Genomic DNA, 16,710 nt, shown 5'->3' on the forward strand with positions numbered 1-16,710 from the left:
AGCCACAAAGGGGCCGCGAACACGCCGCGCCGAAGGCGCGGCCATCAGACACTGTAAAACTCGTCACATTGCCTGCTCAGCTCTTTGCGCATTCATTACCGGCCGGTAATATGACACATAAGTTACCCGCGAGTAGCATGCGGAAAACCGGCACGACTACCCCGGTGGAGCGAACAACGGGCGGGAACGGCAACCATACCGACCGCACCAACTCAACGGAGAGTGAGTACTGACAATGGGTCACTACAAGAGCAACGTCCGCGACCTGGAGTTCAACCTCTTCGAGGTCCTCGGCCTCGGGTCGATCCTGGACAGCGGCGCCTACGGCGATCTCGACACGGACACCGTGAAGGAGATGCTGAACGAGGTGCGTCGCCTGGCCGAGGGGCCGCTCGGCGAGTCGTTCGCCGACGCCGACCGCAACCCGCCGGTCTTCGATCCCGCCACCCACACGGTGTCACTGCCCGAGTCCTTCAAGAAGAGCTACCGCACCCTGCAGGACGGTGGCTGGGACAGGCTGGGCATCGAGGAGGAGCTGGGCGGCCTGCCGATCCCGCGCGCGGCCTACTGGGCCATCGCCGAGCTGATCCTGGGCGCACAGCCTGCCGCCTTCATGTACGCCGCGGGCCCCGGCTTCGCGAACATCTTCTACAACAACGCCACCGAAGAGCAGAAGGGCTGGGCGAAGATCGCCGCCGAGCAGGGCTGGGGCGCCACCATGGTGCTGACCGAGCCCGACGCCGGTTCCGACGTCGGCGCGGGCCGCACCAAGGCGGTCGAGCAGGAAGACGGCAGCTGGCACATCGAGGGCGTCAAGCGGTTCATCACCTCGGCCGACTCCGACGACCTGTTCCCGAACATCATGCACCTGGTGCTGGCCCGCCCCGAGGGCGCCGGACCGGGCACCAAGGGCCTGTCGCTGTTCTTCGTACCGAAGTTCCACTTCGACCACGAGACCGGCGAGCTGGGCGAGCGCAACGGCGTCTTCGTCACCAACGTCGAGCACAAGATGGGCCTGAAGGTCTCGGCCACTTGTGAGGTCACCTTCGGCGGCCACGGCATCCCGGCCAAGGGCTGGCTGGTCGGCGAGGTGCACAACGGCATCGCGCAGATGTTCGACGTCATCGAGCACGCTCGGATGATGGTCGGCACGAAGGCCATCGCGACCCTGTCGACCGGTTACCTGAACGCGCGGGACTACGCCAAGGAGCGGGTCCAGGGCGCCGACCTGACCAAGATGACCGACAAGGCCGCGCCTCGCGTCCCCATCACCCATCACCCGGACGTCCGTCGTTCGCTGGCCACCCAGAAGGCGTACGCCGAGGGTCTGCGCGCGGTGTACCTGTACACCGCCGCCCACCAGAACGAGGATGTGGCGCAGCTGGTTTCCGGCGCCGACGCCGATCTGGCCGCGCGGGTCAACGACCTGCTGCTGCCGATCGTCAAGGGTGTCGGCTCGGAGCGGGCCTACCAATACCTGACCGAGTCGCTGCAGACCCTCGGCGGGTCCGGCTTCCTGCAGGACTACCCGATCGAGCAGTACATCCGCGACGCGAAGATCGACTCGCTCTACGAAGGCACCACCGCCATCCAGGCGCAGGACTTCTTCTTCCGCAAGATCGCCCGTGATCGCGGCGTCGCGCTGGCCCACGTGGCCGGTCAGGTGCAGAAGTTCATCGACGCCGAGGCGGGCAACGGCCGGCTGAAGGGCGAGCGCAAGCTGCTGGCCACCGCGCTGGAGGACGTGCAGGCCATGGCCGCCACGCTCACCGGCCACCTGATGGGCGCCCAGGAGCAGCCGAGCGAGCTGTACAAGGTCGGCCTGGGTTCGGTGCGCTTCCTGCTCTCCGTCGGTGACCTGCTGATCGGCTGGCAGCTGCTGCGCCAGGCCGAGGTCGCCATCGCGGCCCTCGACAACGGCGCGACCGGCGCCGACGAGGCGTTCTACAACGGCAAGATCGCGGTCGCGCAGTTCTTCGCCCGCAACGTCCTGCCGGAGCTGACCGCCACCCGCGCGGTGCTGTCCAACCTGGACAACGACATCATGGAGCTGGACGAAGCCGCGTTCTGACGCTCAGAGATACGGCACAACGGCCCGGAGATCCGCTCCGGGCCGTTGTCGTCTAGATTTGTCGTTTCGTGACGTTCGATCACCGCTCGACGCCGATCCTCTCCGGTAGATTGCGTGCTCCCGGGGGGCCGCAGGAACCTCCCGCTTCACACAGTCCGGCACGAGAAATGTCGGCAGGGGTGCCCGAGGTGACGCGCAACGCAACTGGCATCGGCGCTTATCTGCGCGAGCGACGCCTCGCCGCGGGGCTGCCGCCCGCCCATCTCGCCCAGCGCGCCGGCCTTACCGAAGCGGTGCTGGACCAGATCGAAACAGGCGCGGCGGCGCCGAATCACGCGCTGCTACAGCAGTTGTTCGACGCGCTCGAGGTGCCGATCTGGTACCGCAGGCACATCGTCGTGCTGACCCTGCCCAGTTTTTTCACGGCCGCATACGGCCCCGGCCCCGACGCGCCCACTGCGGACGACCGAGCCGACCTGCACAGCCTTCCCGACCCGGCCTGCTACCAGCGGATGCCGACGCAGGATCTGGTGGAGGCCAATTCCGCCTACGAACGCGCCTTCCCAGGGGCGGTCGCCCGGGCGAACGTGCTCGAGTGGATGTTCCTCGACGCGGCGGCGCGGCGGGTGATGGTGGATTGGGCCGTGGAGGCGCACCTGCTCGTCGACGCCTTCCGCATTCTGTCCCCGCTCGCCCCGCGCGAGCGCGTGGATCAGATCGCCGAACGCTGCCGCCGCTCCCCGGATTGGGACCGCATGTGGACCACCGAAGTGCGCGCGGCGGACATCCCGCGCCGCAGCTTGCAGGTCCGTGACCTCGCCACGGGCCGGATCCGCTCGATGAGCATGCGGGCTTACAGCCCCGAGCTTCCCGAGCGTCCGTGGTGGCTCTACCGGCTGGTGCCGATCGGCCGGACGCGCGGGGCGCACACGTCGATGTAGGCGACAGCGCGGCGGCGAGCAGGCAGAATGACCCAGCATGACCCGATCGCTGTCCGCCCTCGCCCGAACCGGCGCGCTTGCCGCGACCCTCGCGCTGGCCGCGGCCGCGCCCGCTGGAGCCGACCCGAACAACGTCATACCGATCCCGGCGCTCAACGGTATCCACGGCCTGCCCGAACTGCCCGGACCGACCGAAGCGGTGTTCCAGGTGACCGGCATGGACAGCCCGAATCGCACGCAGAGCGTCAACGTGCTCGGCACCGATCTCGGCATCATGTGGGACGACGGCAACGGCCGGATGATCACCGCCTTCGGCGACAGCGCGGGGATCGGGGTACCCAACCTCCTCGCGGGCAGCATCTGGGCTTGGACCAGCAACGTGCTGTTCCGCAGCTCATCGCACGACCCGGCCGAGGGCATCGTCTTCGAGGATGTGGTCCCGAACCCGTTGCCGAGCCCCAAGATTCCGGGCATCGAGATCAGCCTCATTCCCACGGCGGGCATCTCCGTGGGCGGGGTGCAGTACATGAGCATGATGTCGGTGCGCGAATGGGGCGATCACGGGAAGTGGCACACCAACTTCTCCACCCTGGCCTCCTCCGGCGACGGCGGCACCACCTGGACGCAGCTCACCCACACGCGCCGCGCCAATGTCGACGGGCACGAGAACTTCCAGCAGAACGCCTTCCTGAAGGCGGGCGGCTACGTCTACCGCTACGGCACACCCGCGGGCCGCAACAATCCCGGGTTCGTCTCCCGCGCGAAAGAATCCGATATCGCGAATATCGACGCCTACGAATACTGGGACGGCAAAGAGTGGAAACCCACCGATGCCAAGACCGCGGCCCCGATCGTCGGCGGCGTCGCCGAGTTGTCGGTGATGTGGAACGACTACCTCGGCCAGTACGTCATGCTGACCACCGACCCGGCCAACAGCGTCGTCCTGCGCACCGCGCCCGCTCCCGAAGGGCCGTGGAGCGAACCCCGCGTCCTCATCGACGCCCGTTCCCTTCCCACCGCCTACGCGCCGATGATCTACCCCTACCAAACCGGCCGAGATCTCTACTTCCTGGTCACCCAGCACACCCAGTACAACGTCCTGCTGATGCGAACGCCGTTGTAAAGCGTGGAGTCAGTGCGATGGAGGCTGTTCACTCACTCGCACTTCACCACCGGGATCGGGTCGTACTTCACCGTGCGGGTCTTGCGGGAGACTTCGCGGCCCGTTTTGCGGTCGGTGATGACGCGGGTGTCGGAGATGGTGAAGCCGGGGGCGCCTTCGGAGGCGATGCAGTCCTTGCCCTTGGGCAAGGTGACGGTGGTGGGTTCGGTCGGTTTGGTCTTCTCACCCGTGATGGATTCGACGTCGACCGTCTTGGTCCCCCACAGGCGGACGGTGATCTCGGCGCCGGTCGCGATCGTCTCGATGTAGATGCCGGTCTGGGTGTTGTTGCGGAATTTCAGGTCGATCGCGCCGTCGAAGACGGTGGCTTCGCGGGCGGCGGGGTAGCGGGAGATGTAGTAGCTGTGCTCGGTGTGGCCCGCGTCCTCGAGACCGGCGAAATACGCCGCGTTGTAGAGCGTGGTGGCGAACTGGCTGATGCCGCCGCCGACCGCGGTGCTGGGACGGCCGTGGTCGATGATGCCTGATTCGACGTATCCCTCGGCGGTGCCGCGCGGGCCGGTGAAGTCGTTGAGCGAGAACGTGTCTCCCGGCTTCACGATCGCGCCGTCGACCTTTCTGGCCACGGTGCGGATATTGACGCCGGAGGGACCGCTGAACCCGCCGGTGGTGAACGATCCGACGGTCTCGATCACGCCGAGCCCCTGCGCCGCCTCGGTGGTCAGTTTCGGTTCGATCCGCTCGTAGACCACCTGCGCGGTCCGCTCGCCCGGTGCGATCAGCAGCGCGGTGAATTGTTCGAAGGTCTTCGGCCAGTTGATCTTGTCCCCGACCACGGCGGGAACGACCGACGGCTTGCCACCCGACACCGCGAACGTCGCGTCCTTCGGCTCGACTTCCGTGGTCGCCAGCTGCGGCGCGAGCAGGCCGATCGCGGCGTCCTGATTCACCGAGACGGCGAGTCCGCCCTGCCCGTCCGGCCCGAAGGCCAGCACGGACGCGATCTGCTCGGGATCGAGCCTGGCCGCGCCGCCCTTGCCCGCGAACGCGATCGGCGCACGTACGGCGGGCTCGGCGACCTCACGCAGGGCTTTGTCCACGGCCTCCGGACGCACGTGCAACGGGGCGGGGACGACGGGCAAATCCAGCGCAGTTCCGGCGACCCACCGGTCGGCCAATTCCGTTCGTGCGGCGGCCACGTCGAGTACCCGGCCCGGAACGGGCGGCACCGCAACGGGTCTGGCTTTGTCGAAGGTGATGGTGCCATCGACCGAGGCTCGGTCGTGCACCCGCAGTTCGGTCAGCTGGCGATCCAGGGCCGGTTCATCGATCGCGCTGACGATCGACACCTCGCGCGTGGTGAAGACGGAGGCGAGCCGGGTGAACGGGTTGAGCGGCTGCGAGCCGACCCGCGACCAGGTGGCGTCCCAGTCCACGGACAGTCCGGCGGCGCTCGGCACGATGCGGGTCTGCACGTCGCCGATGCGCAGCGGCAGCTCCCGGCTCGCTCTCGGGTCGAGCTCGGCGCGCAGGCGGGCGTCGGCGGCGGAGGTGTCCATGCCACCCACGTCGACACCCGCGACGACGGTGCCGCGTGGCACCTCACCCGAGGAAAGCACCAGGTCGACCACGTAGCCGAGCCCCGCGACCGCCAGCACGGCGCCGACCGCGATACCCACCCGGCGCACGACCGCGCCGTCCAGGCGCTTCGGCGGCGGGGTGGAGATCGGACGACGCGCGGACGCACGGCGGGGTGCCGGGGGCACGGGCCGCCGCGGGGTAGTTTGCAGGGGCTGCGTGGGCTGCGCGTCGCCGCTCCAGGCGACCGACCGGTCCGATTCCTGGGGTCGTTCCGCCCCGAGGAGCTGGCGCCATCCGACTTCGCCACCAGGATGTGGGCCGCGTCCTCCGGTGCTCGGCTGGCTCGTCACGAACCGTCCTCCCCGTTCGATTGAATTGTGGACTCGCACCGATGCGAGTCCCCATCACGATAGTGGTCTCCGCCGACAGCAATCGGCACAGCACGGACATAGCGCACATCCCGCGCGGAGAACCGGGTACACCACACAAAGAGGCACCGCGCAGTTGCCGGGTCGGGGGTCTGGCAACTGCGCGGAGCCGACCTGTTTATCGGACCCTCGCGTGCGGCGTTACACCCGCGAGCCCAACCGTGACCGATTCCACGCGGGAGAATCGAACAGGACGATCCCGCCGCAACACTTCGCATACGCAAGGGAGATGGATGGCATGCAGCTGGGAATGATCGGCCTCGGCCGGATGGGCGCGAACATCGTGCGCCGCGTCGTCGAGGACGGGCACACCGCGGTCGGATACGAACGTCACTGCGCCCACATCGACGAACTGCGCGCGGAACTCGGCGACGGCTTCCGTGGCAGCACCGATCTCACCGAGTTCGTGGGCATGCTGGAGAAGCCGCGGGTGGTCTGGGTGATGATCCCGGCCGGCGCGACCGGAGCGGTGATCGAGCAGGTCGCCGAACTGCTCGAGCCCGGCGACATCGTCATCGACGGCGGCAACAGCCGTTACCACGAGGACCTCGAGCGCGCCGCGAAACTGCGGCCCGAAGGCATCCACTACGTGGACATCGGCACCTCGGGCGGCGTATTCGGCCGCACCCGCGGCTTCTGCCTGATGATCGGCGGCGAGTCCGAGCCGGTGAAGCACCTGGACCCGCTGCTGAAATCCATCGCACCGGGCCTCGGGGCGGCGGAGCGGACACCGGGGCGCACCGGCGAGCCGTCCACCGCCGAGCTGGGTTATCTGCACTGCGGGCCGGTGGGGGCGGGCCACTTCGTGAAGATGGTGCACAACGGCATCGAGTACGGGGCGATGGCCGCCTACGCCGAAGGATTGAACGTCTTGCGGCGGGCGAACTACGGGGCAGAGCACACCGGCGCGTTCTCCGCGGAGGAGACGCCACTGGAGCACCCCGAGTACTACCAGTACGACCTCGACGTGCCCGAGATCACCGAGGTGTGGCGGCGCGGGTCGGTGGTCGCGTCCTGGTTGCTCGACCTCACCGCCGCCGCACTGCACGCGGACCCGAATCTGGATTCCTACAGCGGCCGGGTGTCCGATTCCGGCGAGGGCCGCTGGACGATCGATGCCGCCATCGACACCGGCGTACCCGTGCCCGTCCTGTCGTCCGCTTTGTTCGCCCGATTCTCCTCGCGGGGCGAAGCGCTGTACGCGGACAAAGTGCTCTCGGCGATGCGCAAAGCTTTCGGCGGGCATCTCGAGCTGCCGGGCGAGTAGGACGAACGCGAAGGTGGTCCGACCGGGATTCCGATCGGACCACCTTGGTGACGTGCGACTACCTCGGTGTCAGCGCTCCAGGATGGCGACGACGCCCTGGCCGCCCGCGGCGCAGATGGAGATCAGCGCACGGCCGGAGCCCTTTTCGGCAAGCAGTTTCGCGGTGGAGGCGACGATGCGGCCGCCGGTTGCGGCGAAGGGATGCCCCGCGGCCAGCGACGAGCCGTTGACGTTCAACTTGCCGCGATCGATCGACCCGAGCGCGCCGTCGAGGCCGAGACGCTCCTTGCAGTAGGCATCGGACTCCCACGCGGCCAGGGTGGCCAGCACCACCGAGGCGAACGCCTCGTGGATCTCGTAGTAGTCGAAGTCCTGCAAGGTCAGGCCGTTGCGGGCGAGCAGACGCGGTACCGCGTAGGTCGGCGCCATCAGCAGGCCGTCGGGGCCGTGGATGTAGTCGACCGCGGCGACCTCGCTGTCGACCAGATGGGCCAGCACGGGCAGCTTGTGCTCGGCGGCCCACTCCTCGCTGGACAGCAGCACCGCGGACGCGCCGTCGGTCAACGGGGTGGAGTTGCCCGCGGTCATGGTCGCGTCGCCCGCCTTGACCCCGAAGACCGGCTTCAGCGTCGCCAGCTTCTCGATCGAGGAGTTCGGGCGCAGGTTGTCGTCCCGGGTGAGGCCGAGGAACGGCGTGATCAGATCGTCGAAGAAACCGCGATCGTAGGCGGCCGCCATGTTCTTGTGCGACAGGTAGGCCAGCTCGTCCTGCGCCTCGCGCGGGACACCGAACTCCTTGGCGGTGATGGCGGCGTGCTCACCCATGGACAACCCGGTGCGCGGCTCGGCGTTGCGCGGGATCTCGATGCCGAGCATGCTCGGGCGCAGCTGGCCGACCAGCTTGAGGCGGTCCTTGCCGGTCTTGGCGCGGTTCGCGTCGAGCATCCACTCGCGCATGCCCTCGCTCACCCCGATCGGAGCGTCGGAGGTGGTGTCTGTGCCGCCGCCGACGCCGGCTTCGATCCGGCCCGCGGCGATCGCGTCACCGACGGTGACGATCGCCTGCAGTCCGGTGCCGCAGGCCAGCTGTAGATCGTGCGCCGGGGTGTACGGGCTGAGCTTGCTGCCGAGCACGCTCTCCCGGATCAGGCCGTGTTCGCCGACCCGCTTCAGCACGGCGCCGCCGACGACCATGCCGAGCCGCTCGCCCTGGAGGCCGAAACGGCTGACCAGACCGTCCAGCGCGGCGGTGAACATGTCTTGGTTGGAGGCGTGGGCGTACGCCTTGTCCGAGCGAGCGAACGGAATCCGGTTGCCACCCACGATCGCGACCGGACGGGTGGTCTTACCGGTCTTGGCGGTGCTCTTCGCCGAACGGGCTTTGCTAGTCACTCGAGTCTCCAAGGTCTCGTGGATGGATGTCCCGGCGGCCCGGTCGAGCGCGGTCATTCCGCACTGCTCGGCGCCCCGTCGCGGTTGTTTACATTAAACTTACTCTGGAGTAAGTTTAATGTCGATACGTACCCCCGCAAAAATGCGCCAGCAGACCGCGCCGGGGCGACCCCGAACCCGAGAGACAGAACTCAGAAAAGGTAGGAATAGTGGCAGCCAGCAAGAGCAAGGGTGCTCCCAACCTCTATGGATCGTTCGTACACTCCGCACCTGGCGCGTTCCTGGCCAGCAAGCTCGGCCTTCCGAAGCCGGAGACACTGCGCCGCTACGCCGCGGGCGAGCCGCCGCTGTCCGGCCCGGTACTGATCGGCGGTAAGGGCCGTGTCGCCGAGCCGGTGCGCGCGCTGTTGTCGGACTACGACTTCGCCGACGCGCTGAGCCAGGGCACCAAGTACGGCGCCCTGGTGTTCGACGCCACCGGCATCGGCACCATCGAGGACCTCTCACAGCTGTTCGAGTTCTTCCAGCCCGCCCTGCGCAGCCTCACCTCGTCCGGGCGCATCGTGGTCATCGGCACCACGCCCGAACTGGCGGGCGGCGTGGACCAGCAGATCGCGCAGCGGGCACTGGAGGGCTTCACCCGCTCGGTGGCCAAGGAATTGCTGCGTGGCTCGACCGCTCAGCTGGTCTACCTGCACCCCGAGGCCTCGGCCACGGCGACGGGCCTGGAGTCGACTCTGCGCTTCCTGCTCTCGGCGAAGTCGGCGTTCGTCGACGGCCAGGTCATCCGGGTCGGCAAGGACGACGCGAGCGCACCCGCCGATTGGGACCGGCCGCTGGACGGCAAGGTCGCCGTGGTGACCGGCGCGGCGCGCGGCATCGGCGCGACCATCGCCGAGGTGTTCGCCCGCGATGGGGCCCAGGTGATCGTGGCCGATATCCCGGCCGCGGGCGAGGCGCTGTCGCAGACCGCGAACAAGGTGGGCGGCACCGCGCTCGTGCTCGACGTGACCGCGCCCGACGCGGCGGAGAAGCTGGCCGAGTTCGCCACCGAGCGGTTCGGCGGCATCGACATCATCGTGCACAACGCGGGCATCACCCGGGACAAGCTGCTGGCGAACATGGACGAGGGCCGCTGGAACTCGGTCATCAACGTGAATCTCGCCGCGCCGCACCGGATCACCGAGGGCCTGGTGGCCAGGGGCGCGCTGAAGGAGGGCGGCCGCGTGATCGACGTGTCCTCGATCGCGGGCATCGCGGGCAACCGCGGCCAGACCAACTACGGCGCATCCAAGGCGGGCGTCATCGGCATGGTGAACGCCGAGGCGCCGAAGCTGGCGGAGAAGAACATCACCATCAACGCCGTGGCGCCCGGTTTCATCGAGACCGCGATGACCGCCGCCATCCCGCTGGCCACCCGGGAGGCCGGGCGGCTGATGAGCTCGCTGCTACAGGGCGGCCAGACCGTCGACGTCGCCGAGACCATCGCCTATTTCGCGAGCCCGGCGTCGAACGCGGTGACCGGCAACGTCGTCCGGGTCTGCGGGCAGAGCCTGATCGGAGCATGATGACCCAGGCTCCGGCAGGCAAGGAGAAGACCCAGGTGATCGCCCTCACCGAACCGCCCAAGAACAGCCGCCTGTTCGTCAAGGCCGCGCTCGGCGCGGTGCCGCTGCTGTCATCGCGGAAGCCGGCGCTGCCGGACCGGGCGGTTCAGCTCGACGGGCTACGGGTGGATCCCGATCACCTGGCCGCCTACTGCCGCGCGACCGGTTTGCGGTTCGGCGACGCGCTGCCGCTGACCTACCCGTTCATTCTCACCTTCCCGCTGGCCATGCAGCTGGTGGTGGCGCGGGACTTCCCGTTCGTCGCGGTGGGCGCGGTGCACGCGCAGAACGTCATCGAGCGGACCCGCGACATCTCGGTGAGCGAGCCGCTGGACATCCGCACACACATCGAGAACCTGCGCGAGCACCCGAAGGGCCTGCTCGTGGACGCGATCAGCGATGTGAAGGTGGGTCGCGAGCTGGTGTGGCACCAGGTCACCACGTTCCTGCACCAGCAGCGCACCTCGTTGTCGGGCGGCCCGAAGCCGGAGCCGAAGCCGGACGAGGTCCCGCCGCCACCGCTGCGCACCCTGCGGGTGGATCAGAAGACGATCACCCGGTACGCGGCCGCGTCCGGTGACCATAATCCGATCCACACCTCGGCATTGGGCGCCAAGGCGTTCGGCTTCCCACGGTCGATCGCTCACGGCATGTGGTCGGCGGCGACCGTACTCGGCGCGGTCGAGGGGCGCATTCCGGAGCAGACCGCGTACTCGGTCAAATTCGGTAAGCCGATTCTGCTGCCCTCCACCGTCAACCTGTATGCCGACCAGGCCGAAGGCGGTTGGGATCTGGCGCTGCGTCACCCGAAGAAGGGGTACCCGCATCTGACGGCGACCCTGCGCTGAGCACACCCCAGCCGCATCCCGATTCCCGCGAATCGGGATGCGGCTTCGCGCTTTCCAGCGACAACGACCGCGTCTGCCGCAGGCTTGCCTGTCCCGCGCCGATCAGCAGTCGCAACCGCAGTCGCAGCAGTTGCAATCCCCGCAATTGCAGCAGCCGCAGTCACATTCGCCGCAATCGCTGCAATCGCAGTTCTTGATCCAGGCGTCCTTGCGTTCGCCGGTGCACGGTTGCGTGTGGTCGGCACAGCACGCGTAGCCGGTGCAGTAGCCGCCCAGGATGAGCGTGAGGGATTCGCCGATGCCCGGACGACGAGTCGGCGGGCGGTGGCGGGTTCCGCGAGCGTGCGCGCGGACCTCGGCGTCGGGCGACGCCGAGCAGGTGTGGGCGGCGAGGGTGCCGAGTCCGCCGCCGAGCCGCCGCAGCACGGCGGTCAGCGGGTCGAGCAGCATCCAGCGGACCGTGGGCACCCGGCTGAGTTCGGCCGCCGCGACGGCCGCGCGCAGCCGCGAATTCGATTGCCTCAGCAGGTCGTATGCCTCGGGCACGGTGGTGCCGGTGGCCGCGAGGGGGTTGAAGCGGCCATTGGTGGCGTCGTCGTCGTAGTCGGCGACGGCGTCGGCCAGATGCGCGATCCGCCCGAACTGCCACCCCGCCGCACGCAACGCGTCGATATTGTCCGAGCGATCGGCCAGCACCGCGGTGTGCGCGAAGAACGCCGACGCGCACAGCTGCGTAGGCGCGGTCAAGCGATCCAGTGGATCGGCCGACGGCGCCATCGCCGAGCGCCACTGGGGCGAATTCGCAAGCGCTTCCGGCGCCGCGCCCGAAGGCCCCACGGCAACAGGCTGTTTCGCTTCCTGCTCCAAGCGCACCTGCGCGTCGAGCGCCGCGACGAGCGGCTCGACGTCCAGACCGATCCGCGCCGCAGCCGCGCGCGCCTCCCGGTTCCATCGCGTCGCGGCTTTCGCCAGCGGCCCGCGGGTCGGCGCGGGAACCTCGCCGTCGTCCACGTGATCGCGAATCTTGGCCGCGGCCAGCAGCAGCGACGCGGTGGTGGCGAGCTGGACGCCGGGCGAGTCGGCGGCGGCCACCGACGCGCGGCGCATCCCACGCAGCGGACACGGCGCCGCGGTGGTGCGTGCCGCCGAACCGGACTGCGCCTCGGTGAGCATGCTCAGCACCAGCGCGTCCTTGTTCGTGGTGGCGCGAGCGAGCTGACCGTGCCCGTCCCGCAACCCGAGACACAAACCGCACAGATGCGCCTGCCACTCGGCCGCATCGATTCCATACTTCTGAGCGCCGTGCGCACACGGCCTGAGCAACCCGAACACTTCCGCCCCGTTCCTCCCCGGCTCGATCGAATGAGCCGGCCCGCTGATTTGCGAACTCACGCACTGTGGCAGGAGGGCGGCGCGGAAGCAACCGAAACGGGCAAAAGGCGGGCTACTCGGTTTTCTTCCGGCCGGCCAGACCGCGCCAGGCCAGATCGTCGAGCAGGTCGACGGCCTCGGCGACCTCGATCCGGCCACTGGCCAGCCGGTCGGCGATAGCCTCGCCCGCGCCGATCACGGCGACCGCGACGACGTCGAAGTTCGTCCCCGGCTCGGCGTGCTTGGCGCTGGATTCGAGCAGTTTGGCGGTCAGCTCGATGACGCGTTCGCGCGCGTTCTCGATCTCCGAGGCGAAGGCCTGCTGGCCGATGGCCTGCCGGTAGAGCACTTGCCAGGAGCGCCGGTTGCGGTCGACGAAGCCGAGGAAGCCCTCCAGCGCGGTGCGCACCTGCTCGTGCGGCGTGAGCAGCGGGTTGCCCGCGGGCGCGACGGATTCGATGAACCGCATCCCCTCCCGCTGGATGCAGGCGCGGAACAGTTCGTCCTTGGAGCCGTAGTACAGATACAGCATCGGCTTGGAGATCTTCGCCTCGGCGGCGATCGCGTCCATCGACGTGTCATGGAAGCCTTTACGCGAGAAGACCTCCACGGCGGCGTCGAGCATCTGCTGCTCGCGTACTGCCCGCGGAAGCCGCTTCGTACCGCCCGCCATCCACACTCCTACCACAGGTGAACTTCATATATTACTCCAAGGTAAGTTCCGGCGGTCCGATTTGCTCACCAGTCGCCCGACTCGGCCGTGCGGCGCGCCTCAGCAGCGCGGCAACGCACCCTTGTACGCGGCCAGGCGCAACACCGACGCATCCACCTGCGCCATCGGCAGTCGTCCGCTCGACACCGCCTGCTCCAGCCGGTCGAGCACCTGCGGCACCGCGTCGGTGGTGATCCACAGGGCGCTGTCCGCACCGGCGACCAGCGCGGCTTCGACGGCCTCTGCGATCGACATCCGGCTGGTGATCGCCGCCATGCCACCGAGGTCGTCGGTGAAGATCGGCCCCTGGAACGGCGCGGCGCCGTAGCCGCTGCCCTCGCGCAGCAGCCGCATCGCCTCCGGGCTGATGCTGGCGGGGACGTTCGGGCTGGTCAAGCCGGGTACGTCCAGGTGACCGACCATCACGGCCGCCCCCGAGCCGATCAGGTTGCGGAACGGCACCAGGTCCACCTGCTGCATCTGGTCCAGCGGCGGGGTGCGCACCGCGCCGGTGTGCGAGTCGCCGGACCCGGATCCGTGACCTGGGAAATGCTTCATCACCGTACCGACGCCGACCTCGCGCATCGCGCGGATGTAGGCGTCCGCGTAGCGGGTGACCACCTCCGGATCGTCGGAGAAGGAGCGGTCGCCGATGACCGAGTCGTCCGGCTGGGAGCTGACGTCGACGTCGGGGGCGAAGTCCACCGTCACGCCGAGATCCTTCAGCGCACGGCCTCTGGTCACCGTCGCGTCGTAGAACTGCTCGGGACTCATGGTCTGCGCCGTTTCCCGCGCCGACGGCGCCGCGCCGATCAGGTCGCGCACCCGCGAGACCCGGCCGCCCTCCTCATCGATGGTCACCATCAGGGGCACCTTGGCGGCCTGCTGGACCTGGGCGACCTGGCCGGAGGCGAGCAGCGCCTGTTCGGTCCATCCGCCCACGAAGATGCCGCCGATCTGCTCGTTGCGCACCACGTTCGTGGCGTCGTCGGCGCCGGTGACGCCGACCGTCAGCAACTGCGCGAGTTTGCCGCGCGTGGTGAACTGCGCGAGATACCCGGCGTTGCAGTCCGGCGGCGCCGCACTGGTGACGGGGATCGCCGCGGTGGTCGCGTCCGGGGTGGTGGTGCTCGACGACGCCGACTCGGTGGAGCCGCCGTTCGAGCAGGCAGTCGCGACGGCGGCGAGAACAGCGAGAACGAGCAGAGGCGTCTTCCGCATAGAGGTCAACCGTACTCGTGGTGAGGTGCGCGACCGAAGTCGCGCCGTCGCTACCGGGCGGGTAACTCACGCACCGGTATCGAATCGTTGTCCCGCACTCGGCAATACCGGACCGATGGGTCACCGCCTTGTCCGCACCGTGATTTCGCTCGCCGCAGGCCACCCGCCGCCGCTCGCGGGCGAGTCGCCCGAAGACATCGCGCGGATCGCGGTCGGGTGTCGTGACGCAGGCGCCGTGCGCTCGCCGTCGGTGTCCAGCGGTGCGGCGAGAGCGGACACAGCGGACCACGACTGCGCGCGGCGGATCCGCCAGGCTGGCGTTTACGCAGGTCATACCCCCTGAACGACCCGGTTCACCGGGCCTGCGCGGGGTAATCTCGAGGTGTCGCCGTGCGTCTCGCCCAGGAGGTCTTCGTGCCCTGCGATCTGATGCTCATCGCCTACGACGGTTCCGAGAACGCCAAGCGGGCCGTCGAATACGCCGGGCGGTTCCTCAGCGCGAACCGAGCCGTGGTGCTGACCGCCTGGGAGCCCATGGTGCGTCAAGCCGCTCGCCTGTCCGGGCTGTCGGGTGTCATGCAACCGGAATGGGTGCCGGACGACGAGATCGAGGACATCGCCTACGTCGACGCGCGCGCCACCAATGCCGAGGGTGTGCGGCTGGCCGAAATGGCGGGAATGAACGCCGAGGCGCGCACCGCCGAATGCACCACCACCATCTGGAACGCCATCGTCGACTGCGCCGACGAACTGGACGTCGACATCATCGTCGCGGGCACCCGGGGCGCCACCGGCATCCGCGCGCTGCTGCACAGCAGCGTCGCCGACGCCGTCCTCCGGCATTGCCACCGGCCCGTCCTGCTCGTCCCGCCCGGCAAGACTCCCGACCGGTACCCCGCGTGAGATCTGGATCGCTCCACGGCGATGGGGCGCGGCGACGGAGCTAGGTTGGGGTCATGGATGGGTTCCTGCTTGCTCGGGCCGACGGGGTTGTTCGGGGTCATGGGAGCCGGGCCTTCTTCGACGACGCGCAACGAGCGCGGGCAGCGCTGCGGGACGGCCGCGCGCGGCTGGTGGTCGGTGCGCTGCCCTTCGATCCACGCAAGCCTGCCGCGCTGAGCGTGCCGGAGCACGCCGTGCACACCGCCGGTCCCTGGCGACCCGCCGCACTGCCTGATCTACCCGAGGTGCGCGTGGTGACCGAGATACCGAGCCGGGCGGAGCATGTGGCGCGGGTGACCGAACTGGTCGAGCAACTCAATGATCCCGCGCAACCGCTGCGCAAGGTGGTCGCTGCCCGATCGGTGCTGGCCGAAGCACAATCCGGACTCGACCCGGAAGTCGTCGCGGGTCACCTGCTGACCAGGCATCCGCACGCGAACGTCTTCGCGGTCGACCTCACTCCCGCCGGACGTCCCGGTGCGACGCTGGTGGGCGCGACGCCCGAAGTGCTGATCGCCCGGCAAGGCGACCTGGTGACCTTGCGCCCGCTGGCGGGCACCGCGCCACGGCTGACCGATCCAGGCGCCGATGCCGCGCAGGCCCGAGAACTGCTGGCCAGCACCAAGAATCGCGATGAGCACGCCTTCGTGATCGACTGGATCCGGCAGCGGCTCGGCCCGGTCTGCGCCGAGCTGTCGATCCCGGAGAGCCCGGAACTGGTCAGCACCCACGAGGTGTGGCATCTGGCGACGCCGATCACCGGGCGCCTGAGCGACACCACGATCACCGCGCTCGACCTGGCGTTGCTGTTGCACCCCACGCCCGCGGTCTGCGGCACTCCCACCGATCTGGCACTGGACACCATCGCGCACATCGAGGACGACCGCGGGTTCTACGGAGGCGCCGTCGGCTGGTGTGCCGCGGACGGCGACGGCGCGTGGGTGGTCGCCATCCGCTGCGCGGAACTCTCGGCCGACGGTCGCGCGGTGCGGGCGTACGCGGGCGGCGGCATCGTCGCGGCTTCCGAGCCGCAAGCGGAACTCGACGAGACCACCGCGAAACTGCGCACCCTGCTCGGCGCGCTGCACTGCGCTCTTCCCACCCATTGAGGCACGCGCGTGCGGGCGTTCGTCGCGCGGTCACAGGGCTCGCCGATGCGGGCGGATCGGAGATTCCCCGGCCTGAACGCATACAAATACCGGACGT

13 protein-coding genes are annotated in these 16,710 nt (G+C 68.9%); 8 read left to right on the plus strand and 5 right to left on the minus strand.

Going from position 1 to position 16,710, the window contains the following annotated elements; all coding sequences use genetic code 11:
• Positions 1-235 precede the first annotated feature (235 nt).
• The 3 genes from ACFU5M_RS11775 (at position 236) to ACFU5M_RS11785 (ending at position 4,135) form a co-directional block, all read left to right on the plus strand.
• Complete coding sequence (locus ACFU5M_RS11775) at positions 236-2,071, plus strand: acyl-CoA dehydrogenase (RefSeq protein WP_379047813.1); 1,836 nt, start codon at positions 236-238, stop codon at positions 2,069-2,071.
• A 188-nt stretch (positions 2,072-2,259) separates the two neighbouring features.
• Entirely contained in the window at positions 2,260-3,012 is a 753-nt protein-coding gene (locus ACFU5M_RS11780) for a helix-turn-helix domain-containing protein (protein WP_379047816.1), read from the plus strand.
• A gap of 37 nt (positions 3,013-3,049) precedes the next feature.
• A complete protein-coding gene (locus tag ACFU5M_RS11785; RefSeq protein WP_379047819.1) occupies positions 3,050-4,135 on the plus strand; it encodes a DUF4185 domain-containing protein in 1,086 nt (361 codons plus the stop codon).
• 32 nt (positions 4,136-4,167) lie between these two features.
• Here the strand turns inward: ACFU5M_RS11785 and ACFU5M_RS11790 are convergent, their stop codons facing one another.
• Entirely contained in the window at positions 4,168-6,066 is a 1,899-nt protein-coding gene (locus ACFU5M_RS11790; protein WP_379047822.1) for a VanW family protein, read from the minus strand.
• 316 nt (positions 6,067-6,382) lie between these two features.
• Here ACFU5M_RS11790 and gnd point away from each other — a divergent pair, with 316 nt between their 5' ends.
• Positions 6,383-7,411, plus strand: coding sequence for a phosphogluconate dehydrogenase (NAD(+)-dependent, decarboxylating) (gene gnd, locus ACFU5M_RS11795; protein WP_379047825.1), 1,029 nt, complete (start codon positions 6,383-6,385; stop codon positions 7,409-7,411).
• Positions 7,412-7,480: 69 nt separating this feature from the next.
• On the opposite strand, the gene ACFU5M_RS11800 is transcribed toward gnd, so the two are convergent.
• Positions 7,481-8,803 carry an acetyl-CoA C-acetyltransferase gene (locus tag ACFU5M_RS11800; RefSeq protein ID WP_379047828.1) on the minus strand — a complete coding sequence of 441 codons (1,323 nt, stop codon included), beginning with the start codon at positions 8,801-8,803 and terminating at the stop codon, positions 7,481-7,483.
• A gap of 209 nt (positions 8,804-9,012) precedes the next feature.
• On the opposite strand from ACFU5M_RS11800, the gene ACFU5M_RS11805 reads away from it, so the two are divergent.
• On the plus strand, positions 9,013-10,371 hold the full coding sequence (locus tag ACFU5M_RS11805) for a 3-oxoacyl-ACP reductase (protein ID WP_379047831.1): 1,359 nt from the start codon (positions 9,013-9,015) through the stop codon (positions 10,369-10,371).
• Complete coding sequence (locus ACFU5M_RS11810; protein WP_379047834.1) at positions 10,371-11,258, plus strand: MaoC family dehydratase; 888 nt, start codon at positions 10,371-10,373, stop codon at positions 11,256-11,258. Before ACFU5M_RS11805 ends, ACFU5M_RS11810 begins: the two co-directional genes overlap by 1 nt.
• A 102-nt stretch (positions 11,259-11,360) precedes the next feature.
• On the opposite strand, the gene ACFU5M_RS11815 is transcribed toward ACFU5M_RS11810, so the two are convergent.
• The 3 genes from ACFU5M_RS11815 to ACFU5M_RS11825 all read right to left on the minus strand — a co-directional run bounded on the left by ACFU5M_RS11815 (position 11,361) and on the right by ACFU5M_RS11825 (position 14,562).
• Complete coding sequence (locus ACFU5M_RS11815; RefSeq protein ID WP_379047837.1) at positions 11,361-12,590, minus strand: DUF5685 family protein; 1,230 nt, start codon at positions 12,588-12,590, stop codon at positions 11,361-11,363.
• 112 nt (positions 12,591-12,702) lie between these two features.
• A complete protein-coding gene (locus ACFU5M_RS11820; protein ID WP_039802917.1) occupies positions 12,703-13,302 on the minus strand; it encodes a TetR/AcrR family transcriptional regulator in 600 nt (199 codons plus the stop codon).
• A 99-nt stretch (positions 13,303-13,401) separates the two neighbouring features.
• Complete coding sequence (locus tag ACFU5M_RS11825; RefSeq protein ID WP_379047840.1) at positions 13,402-14,562, minus strand: glycoside hydrolase family 3 N-terminal domain-containing protein; 1,161 nt, start codon at positions 14,560-14,562, stop codon at positions 13,402-13,404.
• Positions 14,563-14,976: 414 nt separating this feature from the next.
• Between ACFU5M_RS11825 and ACFU5M_RS11830 the strand changes: the two genes are divergently transcribed.
• Both ACFU5M_RS11830 and ACFU5M_RS11835 read left to right on the plus strand, forming a co-directional pair.
• Positions 14,977-15,465 carry a universal stress protein gene (locus ACFU5M_RS11830; RefSeq protein ID WP_379048020.1) on the plus strand — a complete coding sequence of 163 codons (489 nt, stop codon included), beginning with the start codon at positions 14,977-14,979 and terminating at the stop codon, positions 15,463-15,465.
• A gap of 53 nt (positions 15,466-15,518) precedes the next feature.
• Positions 15,519-16,613 carry an isochorismate synthase MenF gene (locus ACFU5M_RS11835; protein ID WP_379047843.1) on the plus strand — a complete coding sequence of 365 codons (1,095 nt, stop codon included), beginning with the start codon at positions 15,519-15,521 and terminating at the stop codon, positions 16,611-16,613.
• The last annotated feature ends 97 nt before the right edge of the window (positions 16,614-16,710 follow it).

The organism is Nocardia sp. NPDC057455, from assembly GCF_042802775.1.
In the GTDB taxonomy this organism is placed as follows: Bacteria; Actinomycetota; Actinomycetes; order Mycobacteriales; family Mycobacteriaceae; genus Nocardia.